We start from the raw sequence: 15,975 nt of genomic DNA, 5'->3' as shown, positions 1-15,975 counted from the left end.
ATGTGATTTAAATTTTAATGATATTGTGCAACTCCTGTTTCAAATGCTTCAATATATTCATAAAGCACTTCTGTTTTGTTTTTGTGTTGCAAAGCATTTTCTTCCAAGGCACTCTTTTCTGTCTCTTGCATGAGGGTGTAGAGTTCCTCAAGAAAAAGTGCCCCTGCCGCACCTTTTATTTTGTGTGCCGTCTCATATATTTTTTTGTTGTCTTCTCGAACAAAGGCATCTTCAAGAAGAGGCACAAGCTCATGCAGACTCTCTAAAAACAACCTCAAAAGTTTTAATCCGACCTCTTTGCTGACACCTACTTTTTTATTTACCTGCAGTAAGATTTTTTCTATATCTATCTGTATGACATCTCTGTGTTGTCTTGAGTATTTTGACAAAATCGTTTCCAGTTCCTCACTGTCTATCGGCTTGCTCAGATACTCATTCATACCGCAGGCAAGAAATTTTTCCCGGTCTCCTTTGATGGCATTTGCCGTCAGTGCCACAATGGCAACATCAGACTGCAGTTCTTTGCGTATAAGTTTTGTCGCTTCAAGACCATTCATCACCGGCATATTTATATCCATAAAAACCAGATCATACTCGTTTTGTGCCACTTTATCCACGGCCTCTTTCCCGTTATGTGCAAATTCGAGGGTTATATTTGTATACTTCCTGAAAATTGACTCTATCAGCATTCTGTTTATTTCATAATCTTCTGCGACAAGTACATGTAAAGAGAGCTTGTCACATACCCCCTCTTGCTGACACTCTCCATATATATTGTCTTCTGGAGCGTTTCTTCATCCGCATCACACAGATCAAAATCCAGATAAAAGAAAAATTCACTGCCTTTGTCTTCAACAGACTCTACCCGCAGTTCACTGCCAAATACATGAAGCAGATCGGCACTGATGCTCAAACCGAGTCCTGTTCCTCCGAATCTTCTCGTTATCGATGTCTCCGCCTGGGCAAAAGGCTTGAATATCTCTTCGAGTTTGTCCTGTGCAATGCCAATGCCACTGTCTTTGATACTAAAATGGAGTCTTTGCTGTGTCGCAGTTTCCCTGACCAAAGATATACTCAACTTCACAGTACCGCATTCGGGAGTAAATTTAATGGCATTTGAGAGTAGATTTATCATGACCTGTCGCAGGCGGGTAGCATCACTGTACAAACATGCAGAGATAGCATTGTCAATTTCAAGTGTATAGTGCAGGCCTTTTTCGTCTGCTACGGATTTGAGCAGTTCATAGGTTGTTGCAAATTCCACAAAAGGATTCAACGGCACCTTTTCAAGTGAGATTTTATTGTTGGTTATTTTTGAAGAGTCTAAAATATCATTGACAATATTGAGCAGCGTTTTTGTCGAAGAGCTGATAACATTGAGATATTTTTCCTGTGTCGCATCCAGCCGTGTTTTACTCAGCAACTCCGTAAAACCCAAAATTCCGTTCATCGGAGTTCTGATTTCATGACTCATATTTGCCAAAAACATTGCCTGTGCTGTTTCGGCTGCTTCAGCCTTTTTTCTGCTCTCCACCAAAGAGGTTACATCTTCACGAATTGCCATATATTCTATAATCTCATTATTTTCATCATGAATGGGAATAATAGAGCTTTTGACATAGTAACTGCTGCCGTCTTTTGCTCTGTTGGCAAACTCTCCCTGCCAGATATTTCCTTTTTTTATTTCTCTCCACATCTCGGCAAAGACCTCGTCAGGCACATCCGGATCACGGACAATACTGTGCGACTGACCGATAAGTTCTTCTTTTTTATACCCGCTCACCTCTTCAAAACGTTCATTCACATAGGTAATGTTTCCCAGAGTATCTGTTCTTGAAATAATAACAACACTGTCAAGTGCTTTTAAAAACTCGTCAAGTTTAAACTTTGACGCTTTAAAGTGCTTCTCTTTTTCCTTCAACTCGGTTGTCACATAGTCAATCAGATTAAAAAGGGCACTGTCTGTTTTGGAACTGTTTTTCAGTTTTCTTTTTTCATTGAGCGTATGCTTGCGTGTTTGGGTCCCTTTTTCACGCAAAAATAAAATTGTTGTCGTGATATTGAGCAGTCTTGCTTTTTTTTCATTTAAGAAAAACTCTCCAAAGGTAAAAAAACCGCTGGTTGGTGCAATATTTCAAGCAATCGAAATATTTTTTCCAGCTCTTTGTCCAAAAACTGTTTTCTTGCAATACAGGAGTATATAAAGCAGGCCTGCAAAGAGTCTGTATCCGTTATGCCTTCTTTGAGAGTATACTGGTTCACAAGAGTTCTGCTGCCTATGCCAAAACGCACCTCTTCTCCCTCCGCCAAATTACCGCCGTACAATAAACTTCCGTCATCAAACACACTGAGCATGGATCTTGCAACAGGCATATCTTTTTCCTGGCAGATAAGCGGAAATTCTATCGTTGAAGCCGGCATATTGTCCACGGCGAAATCACCAAGCACTTCGGCATACACATCTTTGATTGGGCGGTGATCGATTTCATATACTCTTGCACCTTCGGATTTTGTAATCATAAAAGTCGGGCCGACAGCTCTCCAACCCAGGTTATAATCCTGAAACACTTCCAGTGCCTCCCCTTGCAGGGTAACACATACAGCACCGCCGTCAAACACTTTGTCTTCAAAACTGTGTAGGTCTGTTGAAAATGAAGCATATCTGCAGCCATCCCTCCGGCAATGACCGCATGATTGAAATTACAGGAGGCAAGCCCTTCAAGATACTCCTCTCCGTTATGCTGCAGACCGTCCAAAAAGGTAATGACACATTTTGTATCTTTGCCAAAAATCTTTTTTGACAAAGTGTGCCCGAGTCTATAAGAGTCCTCTCCTCTTTCATAATATGCATGCAGCGTTGTTTTTTCAAAAAGTGTTATGCTGACAACCGTACTGCTGTCGAGCATCTCTCCGTTTGCAATTTCTCCTGCCGCAGAAGCACCGATGAGCAGGGCATCTGTAAAAGTCGCATATATCTCTGCAGCGGTTTTTTGCAGTGCCTCTTTTGATTCCAAAGAGCTGAACAGTTGAATTAAAATATTTTTTTGATTTACATCAATGGCTGCCTCTTGCAAAAAGCTGTGAAAAGCATCCAAATCTGTATATATATGATTGTACTGTTTCATAATAAATCTTTTTGTTTGAGTTTACACCATAAGGCTTTACAAAGTTATTAAGTTTGGTATAATTACTCTTCAAATCAACAAAACAATAAGGTTTATTCAATTATGAAATTTACTATTTTTCTTTTTCTGCTCCTCTTTTTCAGTGCCTGCAATCTTACTGAATCCAAAGAAGAGCTTGCAGCAAAACAGCTTGCACAAAAAAAAGCTTTTGAAGAAAAAGTTGCCGACACAAAAGAGATACAACTCAAACAAATTGATGCACAAAAAGAGCAGGAGCTGGCAAAGATAAATGCACAGACTACTCTGGCGAAAATGGAAAAAGCACAACTGCTGGAAAAAATAAAACTTGAAGCAGCAGCACAGAAAGAAAAAATGCTTTTGGCCCAGGCAAAAGAGAAAGAGGCTTTTGAAGCAAAACTGCGTGATTTGGAGCGTCAGGATGCTATGGAGTTAAAGCGTTACCTCCTGTTGATACTCTTTTTTGTACTGGTTATTACTACGTATTTTATCTACCTCTATTTCAAGCGCAGACACGATGATAAACTCAGAGCCTACCAGGACAACCTGGACAAATATTTTCATCAGCAGGAAAACATGACAAAAATGCGTATAGCCGAAAAAATTATCGACACTGTCGCCAGCGGCAAGCTGGGAAAAGAACAGGAGAGTGAGCTTATAAAAGCACTCAGCGGCAATATTTCACCTGCAGATGAACCTAAACTGCTCAGTGATGAAACAACGCAAGACGCGCAAATAATCGATCAAGACAAATGAGTTTCAAACAGATTGCCATTATAGGACCAACGGCCTCGGGAAAAAGTGACTTGGCCATCAGCGTTGCACAACAGACAAATGCCTGCATTCTCTCCATAGATTCACTGAGCATCTATAAAGAAATTGACATCGTCTCGGCAAAGCCTTCTTCTGAAGAACTCACACAAATCAAACATTACGGTATCAATGAACTTTTTGTCAATGAACATTTCAGTGTTGATATTTTTATAGATTTGTATAAAAAAGTACGCCTTACATGTAAAGAAGAAAACAAAAATCTCGTCATCGTCGGCGGCACCTCTTTTTACCTCAAATCTTTGCTTGAAGGGCTCTCGACACTTCCCGATATTACACAGGAACACAGTTTACATGTAACGAAGAAACTGCAAAATCTGGATGCCTGTTATGCATTTTTGGTACAAACAGATCCAGAATATATGCAAAAAATCGCCTCCAGTGACAGATACCGTATAGAAAAAGCGCTCCTGATTTATGAAGCATCGGGTATCTCTGCGAGTGAATGGTTCCGACAAAATCCGCCAAAGCCCATTATCGAGGACATAGATATTTACAATATTGACGTCCAAAGAGATCTTTTACGCCAACGCATCCAAAAAAGAACACAGAAAATGTATGAACAAGGACTGATTGACGAGGTTTGTTTTTTGGAACAAAAATATACAAGAACACCCCATGCCATGGGCGCCATCGGCATAATGGAAGTGCTTGATTTTTTAGACGGCAAAATAAAACAAGAGGAAATGCTCTCTCTTATCTCTACACACACCGCACAGCTTGCAAAAAGACAACAGACTTTTAACCGCACGCAGTTTAGGAATGTCACAAATGCAAAGCTTGAAGATTTGGAAGAACTTATTTTGAGCAGATTTTAGCATACATCTCAGGACGTCTGTCTCTTAGCAGTCCCCAGTATTCTCTTTGTTTGGCATTCTCAGCCAGGTCAAATTCAGCGTAAATAACCTCTTCTCTCCAACGGGAAGCCTCTGCAATTTTTGCCCCTGTATAGTCTGTAATAAAAGAAGAACCGTAAAAAGTAAGCCTGCAGCTCTCCCCTTTTTCTTCTCCTGTACGGTTTGCAACAACCACCGGTACCGTATTTGTCGCGGCATGCCCCATCTGGACTCTTTGCCAGTGCTCTTTTGAATCCAAATGAATCTCCGGTTCACTGCCGATAGCCGTCGGATAAAAAATAATCTCCGCACCCATTAAGGTAAGTGCCCGTGCCGTTTCGCAAAACCATTGATCCCAGCAGATGCCTACCCCGATTTTTCCGTACGCTGTTTCATAGACCTTAAAGCCCGTATTTCCCGGTTTGAAGTAAAATTTCTCTTCATACCCCGGACCGTCAGGAATGTGCGTTTTACGATAGTTGTCCAGCACCGCTCCGTCCGCATTGACAACGACAAGTGAATTAAAGTACCCTTCATCCGCTTTTTCAAAATAACTCACTAAGACAACTACATGCAACTCTTTTGCCAAAGCCGCAAAATGTTGTATCAGTGCGTTATTTTTCAAAGGCTGTGCCCATGCAAAGTATTTTTCGTCCATATCTTTGCAAAAATAGAGCCCTTCAAAAAGTTCCGGTAAAAGTATGATATTTGCTCCGTTTACAGCAGCTTCACGGACAAACTGCCCAGCTTTTAAAACATTGGCGTTTTTGTTTTCGCTCATACTCATCTGAATTGCAGCTGCTTTTACCGGTTTATTCATAACCTATCCTCTGCCTGTTACTTCTAAAAGATGGTAGCCAAACTGTGTCTGAATCGGTCCATACACAACACCGACATCTCCGCTAAATACAGCCTCATCAAATTCAGGCACCATTTGTCCCGGTCCGAATTTCCCCAAATCTCCGCCGTTTGCCGAAGAAGGACATGTGGAATTTGCTTTTGCCACTTCACCGAAATCCGCTCCATTTTCGATCTCTGTTTTTAATTCATTACACTTTTCTTCACTCTCTACAAGTATATGTCTTGCTGTTGCCCATGCCATCTTTTAATTCCTTAATTTTGTTTTACAAAATGAAGGAAACCGTCTATTGATTTTATCACGAGTATGAAAGTAATTTCATTCTCTACGTTAACACTAGGTTTCCTTCGGCAGGAAGCCCGTCGCACCAGTACGACTTTATTCCACATTTTGTTTATAAAATTTTACTCTATTTTTACTTATAGTTACACTTTAGGACTTTTGTATTAACTACTTTTACCTATAATACTGAAAAAATACGGAGAAGATATATGAAAAATATAATTATTGGACTTTTGGCAACTTTTTTGCTGCTGGGCTGCAGCTCAAAAAGTGATGAGAACAAAAATGTAGAACCAAAACTCGTTGTCTCAAAAAGTCTGGCAGATCTAAAACTAAAAGACCAGTTTGAAAAGCCGCATACACTCAATGCAGACACATACAAAGTGATTTTTGCTTTTGACAAAGAGCCTGCACATACATGTAACGACTTTTTTAACACACAAAAACCGAACTACCTGCAAGAGCATCATGTGCAGTTTGTAGCCGATGTGAGTGCGGCACCTTCCATTATCAGAAGCCTTTTTATTCTTCCTGGACTCAAAGATTTCAAACATGTTGTTCTGCTTTTGGATGACAAAAAAGTTGCCGCCCCGTACAGAAAAGGGATTGATACAACAAAAATAGTTGTTGTGACACTCTTAAACAAAAAAATTACCGACATCAAAACAATCTCTACAACCGAGCAGTTGAAAAAAGCGGTTGAAGATAAGTCTGCTATGTCTTACATCGCCCCTGTTATCAACAAAGTTATGGACAGTGTAGACAACGCTACAAAATAGAAGCAACTGAATCAAAAAGATAATCAGGCTTGATACCCAAAGACAAATCTTTTTTTGAAAACTTGCCTGTTTTGACAAGAGCCGCTTTTATACCGGCGTCTTGTGCTCCTTTTATATCACTCTCTATATCATCGCCTATCATGACGCACTTCTCTGGCTTTACATGTAAACTCGCACAGGCCAAATGGTAAAACTCTTTGCTCGGTTTGCCTATAAGCGAAGCACTCTGTCCGCTGGCATACTCCAAGGCACTCACAAAACAGCCGGCATCCATACTCAGTTCGTTGTCCGCATCTTTAAAGTACCTGTTTTTTGCAATGGCAAGCAGCGAAGCCCCCTCCATCAGCTTTCTGAATGCACGGTTGAGATTTTTGTAATTGAAATTTTCTTGGGCATCTCCGACAACGACATACTTTTTGTCATAATATTTCAGCTCGTTAAAAAAAGAAAGCGCATCATCCGTCAGTAAAAACTCCGCAGAACTTTTCTCTTTTGCTAAAAACATTTTTGTCACGTCAAGCGCCGTAATAATTTCCTCACTCTCAATGTCAAAGCCCATTTTTTGCAGTTTTTTGACAACCTGTGCAGAGGTTTTTTGGGTGGTATTTGTCAAAAAACGTATGGGGTAGTGCTTTTTTATCTCTCTTATTGCCGCAACCGCGCCTTTTATAGGCTCCTCGCCTACATACAACACACCACCGATGTCACACAACACCGCCTTTACAGATTCATCAAACATCATTCTCTCCTCCTTTAAAAAATCGAAAGCCCCGTTTTTGTCGTCAAAAGCTCCAGTGCCTTTGTACCTATGAGTGAGTTTCCCTGTTCATTCAGTGCAGGTGACCAGACACAGATTCCCATTTTTTGAGGAATGACGGCTACAATTCCCCCACCAACGCCGCTTTTTCCCGGAACGCCTACCTTAAAAGCAAAATCCCCGACGCATCATAATGTCCACAGGTCAGCATCACGGCATTTATCCGCTTTGCCTGCGCTTTGGTTACATAGATTTTTTTGTTTATGGGGTCTATACCGTGGTTGGCAAGGTAGAGCATAGAGCGTGAAAGCATTTTTGTATTCATCTCCAGGGCACAGTGATTAAAATAGGTCTGCACCAGTGTTATCGCTTCATTGTCGATATTGCCAAAACTTTTCATCAGGTTTGTCAGTGCCAGATTCCTGTAGGCATGCTGCATTTCTGAACTTGCTACGACTGAATCCATACTTATACTTGTATCATCGGCAATAGAGCGTATAAAATCCACTATGGCATCAAAGGCGAGCGTATCTTTTTTATAATGGCTTATAAGCGTGTCTGTTATAACAATGGCACCCGCATTGATAAAAGGATTTCTTGGAATCCCGTTTTCATATTCGAGTTGCACAAGAGAATTAAAAGGGTTTCCCGAAGGTTCACGTCCTACGCGCCTGTAAAGCTCTGCACCGAAATATTTTAACGCCATCGTAAAGGTAAAAACTTTGGAGATACTCTGTATGGAAAAAAGTGTCTCTGAAGCACCCACATGGTAAGAACTTCCGTCAAAAAAGGTAATACTCATCGCAAACTGTTTTGCATCAGCCTCTGCAAGTGCGGGAATATAATCCGCTACTTTTCCTTTTCCAAAAAGCGGCTGTATTTCAATCTCAATATCTTGCAGAATTTGTTGGTAGTCCATCGGTTTATCCTTTTAAACCACAAAGCCCGCACTGCAGAAAAAAATTTAGTTTTTTTCTAAGTTACGCTTTAGCGTTAAAAGTACGGGTTCCGAAAAAGTCACTCTAAGATATTTTAACACAATTCAGCAGAAAAGTTATTGTAATTCCAGCAGTACCGTATCTCTTCTTGTCACATCAACCCGTCTGCAGGCATTTTCAAAGGCTCCGCCCTCGCCTATGACTATACATTTGTGTTTGGCACGCGTAATGGCGGTATATATCAGCTTGGTATTGTGCATAATATAGTGTGTAAAACTCATAGGAATCACCACAATATCATACTCCATGCCCTGTACTTTGTGAATGGTAAGGGCATAAGAGAGCATCAAATGTGATTTCAGCTCTTCATACTCATAACGAACCACTACATCTTCATTGGGGTAAAAAACAAAACCTGCTCTTCTTCTTCATCAATTTTAAAAAGGAGTCCGCTCATGCCGTTAAAAATTCTCCGCTCATTCGCTTCCTCCCCCTCTTTAAAGCCCTCGCCACTCCAAGAAACCATATTTTCATTTTTTGTATGCACGACCTTGTCCATCAGACGAAATTCAAGTTCTCCCCGCTTGACACACTTTTTCGGATTGGGATTAAAATACTCCTGCAAAACTTTGTTGAGATTATTCGAGCCTAATATTCCGCCTTTCATAGGCGTAATAACCTGAAAATAGTTCAGATACTCTTTAATCTGTTTGTTGCTCAGCCGGTATCTTGCTTTTTCTATAGACTCGACAACCCGGTGAATAATCTCCGCAATAATCTGTTGTGAGTTGTCCTCTCTGAGGTTTTTCAGCTCCTCCTGTGAGAGTTGGTTCTTCAAGGCATAGTAGTTTTGGATACTGACATCGACAAACTCGAAATCTTCATATTTTTGCCGATACTCGGGAATCTCTGCCTGACGAATTTGGTTGGCGATGAGGGTAATCGCCTGTTCTTCACTCTGTCTGTAAATCTGCGTCAGTTTCACAGTAGGCGCGAGTGCGAGTGTCAGCACATCACTCAAAACATTTCCCGCTCCGATAGGAGGCAACTGCGCATCATCTCCGACAATAATGACAATGGCCTTTTTAGAAATTTTGTGCATCACCCGTGCAAATAAAGAGGAGTTTATCATCGAAGCTTCATCAATCAATACGACAGAATAGGGAAATTTGTCACTTCCCTCATGTTTGACCAGCAGTGACTGTATGGTGGCGGACTCAAAACCTGTCGTGTCGCTGATACGCTGGGAAGCTATGCCGCTCAAAGCACAGGTAATTATCTCTTTTTTATCATATCGGGTGTTGAGCAGTTCTAAAATTGTTTTGCTTGTCGTACTCTTTCCTGTTCCGGCATAGCCGACTAAAAAAAGTAAAGAAGCGCCCTTATTTATCATCTCCACGGCAGTTTTTTGCTGTTCGCCGAGCTTGAGAGAACTCTCAGACAAAAAAGCATCAAGGTCTTTGACAAATCCGCCGCTGTCAAGTTTTGCTCGCGTTGTAAAATCATCATACAAAAACTTCTCTGCATCATACAGACGTGCAGGAGAAACCCGATCGTTTTTCATAATCACTATGCTTTGTTCAGCCACCCGCTCCACCAAAGCCGCCTCATACAGATTTTCTTTGTTGACAAACCCGAGCAGTTCGTCCAGACCGCCAAAAAGCACCTCTTTTGCTATGCAGCTGTTTCCCTGTGCCTCACAGTAGTTTAAGAGCACATAATCCATCGCCGAACTGATACGCTGTTCATTCTCAGGAGTCACGCCCATTTTCAGTGCCAGTTCATCTGCACGTTTGAAACCTATGGAGTTGATATTTGTCAGAATGTAGGGATTTTCTTTGATTTTTGTGCACGGCTCGTCCACATCTTTCATCGCGGTGGCAATCGTTGTCAACAGTGCCGGTGTTACATCATAAGGGCTTAAAAACTCCCCCAGCCGACGCATAGAACGAAACTGTTTCCAGGAAGCCTGGATTTTTTTGAGCCGTTTTTCTTTAATGCCTTTGAACTCCAGGAGTTTTTCTATGTCATTGTCCAAAATTTCTACAAGTTCTTCCGTGCCGAAATGTTCTATCAGATCCGCAGAGAGTTTTTTTGTAAAGCCTTTAATGATTTTATTTAAAAAGAAAAAGAGTTCATTCTGGTTGACTTTGAGTGTCTCAAATTTAAAAGTCCTGCCATACTTTTTATGCTCAACCCACTCTCCCTCAAGCGTAATAGCAGACCCTTTAATACTCTCGACATCACTTTCAAAATAGGTCCCGCTGATTTTTTCACCGCTTTTTAAAACAGCAATGAAAAAGCCCTCGGATTCAAAAAGAATTCTGTCGATTTGCCCTATGAGTGTCACGAAACTACTTCGTTACTATCGCAAAGCTCTGCTCTAGGATCTCTGTATGCTTTTTGATAAAATCATTCAAATCTTTGAGCTTTAATTTTTTAATTTTTTTGAGTTCTGTTTCTGAATGATTCAGAGGAAAACCTTTGTAGTAGTCCATAAAGGTGCGTTGCAGTCTTTGGCTCATGGTTTCTACCCGTAACGGTTCACTGCCGAGAAGAAATTTCTTTGTCTGTTCAAGCTCTTCTTTGCTTACACCTTTGTGAACAAATTCCGAAATCACATTTATGACTGTTTTTTTCGCCTCATCCATTGAGTCAAGTTTTGTCTGCAGATATCCGTCCATATACGAAACAGATTTGTTTACATGTACCCGAGCATAGGCGGAGTAGGCAAGTCCGCGTTTGACACGAATCTCTTCCATCAGACGACTGCCAAAACCGCCTGTTCCGAGTATAAAGGTTGCCACTCTGGCTTTGTAATACTCTTCATCATTTACAGCCATATTATACGGTGAGCCGAAATAGATGTATGCCTGTTCTGTTTCTCTTTTTAAAATACTCTCTTTTGGCTTGTCACTCGCTTGAAAATGCGGCAGAGGTTCGCTTTTGCCTTTTGGCAGTGTATTTAAAATTTTGGCCATATTCTCTTTGACTTCTTTTATATCAAGATCACCTCCGATGACAATGATAGCTCTAGCCACAACCAAATGCTGCTTCACAAACTCTTTTACATCCTTTAGTTCTATGCTTTTTACGCTCTCTACAGTGCCCGATGCAGGCTGTGCCAGCGGTGTGTTTGGGAAAAGAAGCTTTTTGAGTTCGTTTGATGCAACATAATCGTAGTCATTCTCTTTGCGGCTAAGTGAACCAAGCGTCATTGTCTTGACTTTGGAAAGCGCTGCTTCACTGTAGTTTGGATCTTTCAGCAAAGTATTTAAAAACTTTGTGGCATTTTCAAACTCATCTTTAAGCGAACTCATTTCAATTACAAAGGTCTCACTGCCTGTATTTGCAGATATGTGAATCGCCCGAGACTCAAGTTCTTCAGAAAAGCCGTTTGAACCCAGTTTTTTTGTTCCCTCATTGAGAAGTTTTGAAGAAAATTTTGCCAATCCCGGTATTTTTGTATCTGTTATCGTTCCGCTGTTTGTAAACACAATCTGTGTGTTGACAAGGGGAAGTCTTTTATCCTGCTCAAAAATAAGCGGGACTTTGATTCCCTTTACTTCTATATAGTCTATTTGTGCTGCCATGATTATCTGTCCTATTGCTAATATTATAAAAAAAAGTTTCATTATTGAAATATCTCTAAAGTCTCATATGCCGTATTTCTTACAGCCGGGATTTCACCCAGGTCTTTGATGAGATGTACCATCTCCTCTTTTGCCATGTGGTAGGCCGCACCGGCTGAACTGACGACATTTTCTTCCATCATCGTGCTTCCCAAATCATTTGCACCGAATTTGAGTGCCATCTGACCGATATAGGGACCCTGCGTAACCCAGGAACTTTGAATATTTGGCACATTGTCAAGATACAGACGGGCAACAGCCAACAAACGCAAGTATCTGTTAGAAGAGGGTTTTTCCATGTCAGGAATCAGACGCAGCAGTTCCGTGTTTTTGCCCTGAAAACTCCACATAATGAAAGCACGGAATCCTCCCGTTTCATCCTGCAGATTTCGCACCATATCCAAATGCGCTATGATATCTTCATCACTCTCAACTGTTCCGTACATCATTGTCGCCGTACTCATTATACCGAGTTTATGCGACTGTCTGTGAACATCCACCCAGACTTCAGCGTCTATCTTTTTGGGTGCAATAATGTCACGCACTTTGTCTGAAAGTATCTCAGCCCCCGCACCCGGAATAGAAGCCAGTCCTTTTGCTTTTAAACGTGCCAAAACTTCCTGAATACTGATACGCGAAACTTTGGCGATGAAGTCCAACTCGATGGAACTGAATCCGTGAATCGTAATCGTCGGGTATTTTTGATGAATGTGTTCCACCAAATCTTCATACCACTCTATTTTGAGTTTTGGATGCACACCGCCTTGAAAAAGTATCTGTGTCCCGCCGATTTCCAAGAGTTCGTCTATTTTTGCATCTATCTCGTCAAAGCTCAGCACATAGGCATCCGCATCTTTTTCATGTCTGTAAAAGGCACAGAACTTGCAGTCTACCCAACAGATGTTTGTATAGTTAATGTTTCTGTCAATGACAAAGGTCGTGATTCCTTTTGGATGCAACTCTTTTTTTCTGTTCGTCGCCATCTTTCCTAACTCTTTTAAATCCGCATTGCGGATTAAATCCAGTGCTTCTTCTTTTGTCAGTCTACTCATTGTATCGCTTTGTTTGTAATTTTATCAAGTGCATTATCTATTTTTTGCACCAGTTTATCTGAGAGCAACGGGTGTTCTTCTTTGAGCCAACTTCCGTTTCTGTAGGCAACTTTCACCTTTTTGTCTCTGTCTTGGTAGACAAGAATTTTCATAGGCAAATCAACACCTGTTACAATATCCTGCTGCATCAGTTGTGTGCCTGTTTCAGGATTGCCAAAAATTATCAGTTTACTGCTTCGCATTTGCATCCCGATGTGTTTTGCATTTGCCTGATGGTCAACTACAGTAAAAACACGCAAACCCTTTTTTGTCACAATGTCTTTTATCTTTTGTATTGTTGTATCAACACTCTTTGTACTCTCTTTTATAATGATATCATTTGCAAAAAGAGTAACATTTAAAAGTGTTACCAACAGTAAAAAATATTTCATTATTTCCATCCTCTGTTTCGTGAACTGATAGACTTCTTTTTAATAAAAAGCCTGTAAAAAATGTACATTGCAAGCATACCAATAAATACACCCAGAATTACCTGAAGCCATGCAGCTAAATTTAAAACTTTATGTAAAATATCGGCATGTTCTTTGTTGTCTATATTTATATTTGCCATCTCTGCAATATGTGCCATTGCGGAAACTGCCAGATTTCCTTCCGGTATACTTTGGTGACAGGCCACACAGGCTCCTGCTCTGTCTGTTTTATCAATCTGTGCCTGACTCAGAGGCTGTGAAAGTTTCCAGTGATGCCCGACAGTCTGCAGTTGCGTTCCGTTTTCATCTAAAAATTTTGAGTAGTCAAAATGAAGATTCGGTATGGCAGGAATTTGTTCATCTACAATCGTCGGCATTATTTTTCCATCAGCACTCATGATATCGACTATAGTATCCACAGAAGGATCAAATGTTGTTTGCGAACCTGTTATACCATACCCGAGTGCTTTTTTCATTGCATGACAGCTTTCACAGCTTCTTGGTTCTTTTTGAATGGTATGAGGCTGAATCGGTGCCATATCAATGGCATTTTGACCTTCAGCTCCTGCACCTTCGACATTTGGTATTTTAAAAATGTGATTTTGCAAAAGCGCCTTACCGTCTTTCCCGATAACGGTAATCGTTGTCTGGCATCCCGGAACAGTCGGGCTTATACGTCCTTCTCCGTTTTGGGACAGAGCCGGATCTTCCCAGCGTAAAAAACTTCTTGTTTCGGTAACCTGTCCGTCAACCAGATATTTTTTCAATGATTTTCGCATAATACCTGTTTGTCCGTGTATATCATGATCATGAGAAGACTGCAGATAATCAGGGTTTTGTTTTCCGCCGCTGTAGTCAATTTTCACATGACAACCGTAGCACTGCGGTGCCCAGGTTGCATGACAGGTGTAACACTCAAGTCTGTCATTGTGTGCTGTAATCTTGTCCATTGCCAGCAGTCCGGCTTTTGAGAGTTTTTCCTCTTTTTTAAGCAGTTTGAGCGGTTTGAGCACCACATCTTTTCCGCTTGCCAAATGCATTATAACTTCATTGCCTTTTTTGGTTGCATGTATCAAAGGATTTCCCCGTGCCGAAAGCAGATAACCCTCATCCGGTTTATTGACACTTCCCTGTTTTAGATACTCTGCCATCGTCTTTGTAACGCCTCTGGCTTCTCCTGTCTGTGGAGATGTCTTAAACTCATCACTGTAACCCAATGGCAGTTCCCAGGGATATTTTTTTGTTGTTCCGTGGCAGTCCTGACACTCTATCTCTACAGCACCGGCATTGGCTCCGCTTAAAAAACCGTCTCCGTGCATATCATTGGATGTGTGGCAATCCTGACACAGCATTCCTTTTTTGAAATGCACATCTCCCTGCATATGAATGTATCGTTTGGTATGAAGTTTGGGCTGGGGGTTTCCGTCTTTGTCAAAAGTTGCCTTGTAAGCAGTTTCCATCAGTCCCTGATATGAAACCCCGATACGCTTTCCGCGATTATGGCATGTTGAACATGTCTCTGTCGGAATGCCCGAATAACTCTGTTTATGCACCGTAACTTTTGTTTCGCGTGATGACTGTATCTGATGCACAAGCAAATGGCCCCGTTCTTTATGCGATATACTTTTGTCGCCACCCTCATAATAGCCTTCGTTTGAATAGGGGATATGACAGGCTGCACAGCCTATACCTCGGTAATCACCTCTTTTTTGACGCCCTTTGCTTCCTGTATGGCAACGCAGACACTCTTGGCGCAAATAGGTATACACAGCCAAAGAAGGGTCTTTTTCAATCTCTTGTGCTGTTGGAGCGGGAGGCAACTGGGTCATCTCTTTAGGAAATGCCTGCGGTTCCATTTTTGAGAGTTTTTGCATATACTCCTGATACTTTTTTGTACCGAGTCTGGCATGAATGTCTGTCGGATTTTTTGTTTGATATGTGCCTACTGTATGGTTATATCCCTCTTTGCCGCCAAAACTCCAAAGTGCTCCCTGGATTTTTCCCTGTTCTGTCATCATCAGAGAATTCATTTGTGCTGCGACTTCTTCTTTGTGACACATTCCACAGGTATTTTTGTTGACCCAGGTACTTCCCGGTGCCGGATAAAACTCTTTGGGGCCTTCATGCGACAAAAAGTATTTCAGACTTCCTTTATGGGCTTTGCTTTTATGTTTTGTTGCCGGATTGCCTCCGTGACAGACAATACAGCTGTTTTTCGGATACCCTGCTTTGGCTGCTTTTTTTGCAATCGCTTTTGCCATGCCGGATTCAGGCGCCCGTATATGCTCAATCTCTCCGTGACATTTCAAACAGTTGTTTGTTTGTTTGTAATTGACTGCTGCAGATAAAAATGTTGCAAATAAAACACCGAACCAGAGTATCTTTCTCATCTCTGT

At 41.2% G+C, this 15,975-nt stretch carries 16 protein-coding genes and 1 pseudogene; 3 read left to right on the top strand and 14 right to left on the bottom strand.

Annotated features, from left to right (window positions below; genetic code table 11):
* Positions 1–14: 14 nt before the first annotated feature.
* Genes MLC44_RS02225 through MLC44_RS02210 form a run of 4 tightly spaced genes read right to left on the bottom strand, consistent with a single transcriptional unit; the run spans position 15 to position 3,125 of the window.
* Positions 15–689 (bottom strand): response regulator, encoded by a 675-nt coding sequence (locus tag MLC44_RS02225; RefSeq protein WP_434658295.1) that lies wholly within the window; start codon positions 687–689, stop codon positions 15–17.
* Positions 690–694: 5 nt separating this feature from the next.
* Entirely contained in the window at positions 695–2,038 is a 1,344-nt protein-coding gene (locus MLC44_RS02220) for a PAS domain-containing sensor histidine kinase (RefSeq protein WP_434658293.1), read from the bottom strand.
* A 47-nt stretch (positions 2,039–2,085) separates the two neighbouring features.
* A complete protein-coding gene (locus MLC44_RS02215) occupies positions 2,086–2,619 on the bottom strand; it encodes an FIST C-terminal domain-containing protein (RefSeq protein ID WP_434658290.1) in 534 nt (177 codons plus the stop codon).
* Positions 2,517–3,125, bottom strand: coding sequence for an FIST N-terminal domain-containing protein (locus tag MLC44_RS02210; protein ID WP_434658288.1), 609 nt, complete (start codon positions 3,123–3,125; stop codon positions 2,517–2,519). The genes MLC44_RS02215 and MLC44_RS02210 overlap by 103 nt, the downstream gene beginning before the upstream one ends.
* A gap of 102 nt (positions 3,126–3,227) precedes the next feature.
* Between MLC44_RS02210 and MLC44_RS02205 the strand changes: the two genes are divergently transcribed.
* Together MLC44_RS02205 and miaA are read left to right on the top strand one after the other, a co-directional pair.
* A complete protein-coding gene (locus MLC44_RS02205) occupies positions 3,228–3,899 on the top strand; it encodes a hypothetical protein (protein WP_434658286.1) in 672 nt (223 codons plus the stop codon).
* Positions 3,896–4,792, top strand: coding sequence for a tRNA (adenosine(37)-N6)-dimethylallyltransferase MiaA (gene miaA, locus MLC44_RS02200; RefSeq protein WP_434658284.1), 897 nt, complete (start codon positions 3,896–3,898; stop codon positions 4,790–4,792). Before MLC44_RS02205 ends, miaA begins: the two co-directional genes overlap by 4 nt.
* Here the strand turns inward: miaA and aguB are convergent.
* Positions 4,773–5,630 carry an N-carbamoylputrescine amidase gene (gene aguB / locus MLC44_RS02195; protein ID WP_434658282.1) on the bottom strand — a complete coding sequence of 286 codons (858 nt, stop codon included), beginning with the start codon at positions 5,628–5,630 and terminating at the stop codon, positions 4,773–4,775. The two genes, miaA and aguB, sit on opposite strands and share 20 nt — an antisense overlap.
* A gap of 3 nt (positions 5,631–5,633) precedes the next feature.
* Positions 5,634–5,912: a peptidylprolyl isomerase gene (locus MLC44_RS02190; protein ID WP_434658279.1), complete on the bottom strand. Its 279-nt coding sequence runs from the start codon at positions 5,910–5,912 to the stop codon at positions 5,634–5,636.
* 248 nt (positions 5,913–6,160) lie between these two features.
* Between MLC44_RS02190 and MLC44_RS02185 the strand changes: the two genes are divergently transcribed.
* Positions 6,161–6,730, top strand: a complete 570-nt coding sequence (locus tag MLC44_RS02185) for a hypothetical protein (protein WP_151901090.1) — start codon at positions 6,161–6,163, stop codon at positions 6,728–6,730.
* Here MLC44_RS02185 and MLC44_RS02180 read toward each other — a convergent pair.
* The 8 genes and pseudogenes from MLC44_RS02180 to MLC44_RS02145 form a co-directional block, all read right to left on the bottom strand.
* Positions 6,720–7,472, bottom strand: a complete 753-nt coding sequence (locus MLC44_RS02180; RefSeq protein ID WP_434658276.1) for a TIGR01458 family HAD-type hydrolase — start codon at positions 7,470–7,472, stop codon at positions 6,720–6,722. The genes MLC44_RS02185 and MLC44_RS02180 overlap by 11 nt on opposite strands.
* 11 nt (positions 7,473–7,483) lie before the next feature.
* Positions 7,484–8,406: pseudogene (locus tag MLC44_RS02175) on the bottom strand (glutaminase).
* 135 nt (positions 8,407–8,541) lie between these two features.
* A complete protein-coding gene (locus MLC44_RS02170) occupies positions 8,542–8,811 on the bottom strand; it encodes an ATP-binding domain-containing protein (RefSeq protein ID WP_434658274.1) in 270 nt (89 codons plus the stop codon).
* Positions 8,811–10,775, bottom strand: coding sequence for an AAA family ATPase (locus MLC44_RS02165; RefSeq protein WP_434658271.1), 1,965 nt, complete (start codon positions 10,773–10,775; stop codon positions 8,811–8,813). The genes MLC44_RS02170 and MLC44_RS02165 overlap by 1 nt, the downstream gene beginning before the upstream one ends.
* A 4-nt stretch (positions 10,776–10,779) precedes the next feature.
* Positions 10,780–12,018, bottom strand: a complete 1,239-nt coding sequence (locus MLC44_RS02160) for a M16 family metallopeptidase (RefSeq protein ID WP_434581617.1) — start codon at positions 12,016–12,018, stop codon at positions 10,780–10,782.
* Between the two features lie 41 nt (positions 12,019–12,059).
* The gene (locus tag MLC44_RS02155; RefSeq protein WP_434658269.1) at positions 12,060–13,109 is read right to left on the bottom strand and encodes a dehypoxanthine futalosine cyclase; all 1,050 of its coding nucleotides are present in this window, start codon (positions 13,107–13,109) and stop codon (positions 12,060–12,062) included.
* Positions 13,106–13,540, bottom strand: a complete 435-nt coding sequence (locus MLC44_RS02150; protein ID WP_151901094.1) for a DUF302 domain-containing protein — start codon at positions 13,538–13,540, stop codon at positions 13,106–13,108. Before MLC44_RS02150 ends, MLC44_RS02155 begins: the two co-directional genes overlap by 4 nt.
* The gene (locus tag MLC44_RS02145) at positions 13,540–15,969 is read right to left on the bottom strand and encodes a multiheme c-type cytochrome (protein ID WP_434658266.1); all 2,430 of its coding nucleotides are present in this window, start codon (positions 15,967–15,969) and stop codon (positions 13,540–13,542) included. The genes MLC44_RS02150 and MLC44_RS02145 overlap by 1 nt, the downstream gene beginning before the upstream one ends.
* Positions 15,970–15,975 lie beyond the last annotated feature (6 nt).

The organism is Sulfurimonas sp. NW9, assembly GCF_051132275.1.
GTDB classification, from domain to species: Bacteria; Campylobacterota; Campylobacteria; order Campylobacterales; family Sulfurimonadaceae; genus Sulfurimonas; species Sulfurimonas hydrogeniphila.
The sequence above is the reverse complement of the archived record's forward strand: the minus strand, read 5'-3'. Positions and strand labels throughout refer to the sequence as shown.

Coding starts and splice junctions, on each gene's coding strand:
- MLC44_RS02150 (WP_151901094.1), bottom strand. CDS start 13,540: ATGAAATATTTTTTACTGTTGGTAACACTTTTAAATGTTACTCTTTTT.
- MLC44_RS02205 (WP_434658286.1), top strand. CDS start 3,228: ATGAAATTTACTATTTTTCTTTTTCTGCTCCTCTTTTTCAGTGCCTGC.
- aguB (WP_434658282.1), bottom strand. CDS start 5,630: ATGAATAAACCGGTAAAAGCAGCTGCAATTCAGATGAGTATGAGCGAA.
- MLC44_RS02190 (WP_434658279.1), bottom strand. CDS start 5,912: ATGGCATGGGCAACAGCAAGACATATACTTGTAGAGAGTGAAGAAAAG.
- MLC44_RS02160 (WP_434581617.1), bottom strand. CDS start 12,018: ATGGCAGCACAAATAGACTATATAGAAGTAAAGGGAATCAAAGTCCCG.
- MLC44_RS02180 (WP_434658276.1), bottom strand. CDS start 7,472: ATGATGTTTGATGAATCTGTAAAGGCGGTGTTGTGTGACATCGGTGGT.
- MLC44_RS02145 (WP_434658266.1), bottom strand. CDS start 15,969: ATGAGAAAGATACTCTGGTTCGGTGTTTTATTTGCAACATTTTTATCT.
- MLC44_RS02185 (WP_151901090.1), top strand. CDS start 6,161: ATGAAAAATATAATTATTGGACTTTTGGCAACTTTTTTGCTGCTGGGC.
- miaA (WP_434658284.1), top strand. CDS start 3,896: ATGAGTTTCAAACAGATTGCCATTATAGGACCAACGGCCTCGGGAAAA.
- MLC44_RS02225 (WP_434658295.1), bottom strand. CDS start 689: ATGCTGATAGAGTCAATTTTCAGGAAGTATACAAATATAACCCTCGAA.
- MLC44_RS02155 (WP_434658269.1), bottom strand. CDS start 13,109: ATGAGTAGACTGACAAAAGAAGAAGCACTGGATTTAATCCGCAATGCG.
- MLC44_RS02210 (WP_434658288.1), bottom strand. CDS start 3,125: ATGAAACAGTACAATCATATATATACAGATTTGGATGCTTTTCACAGC.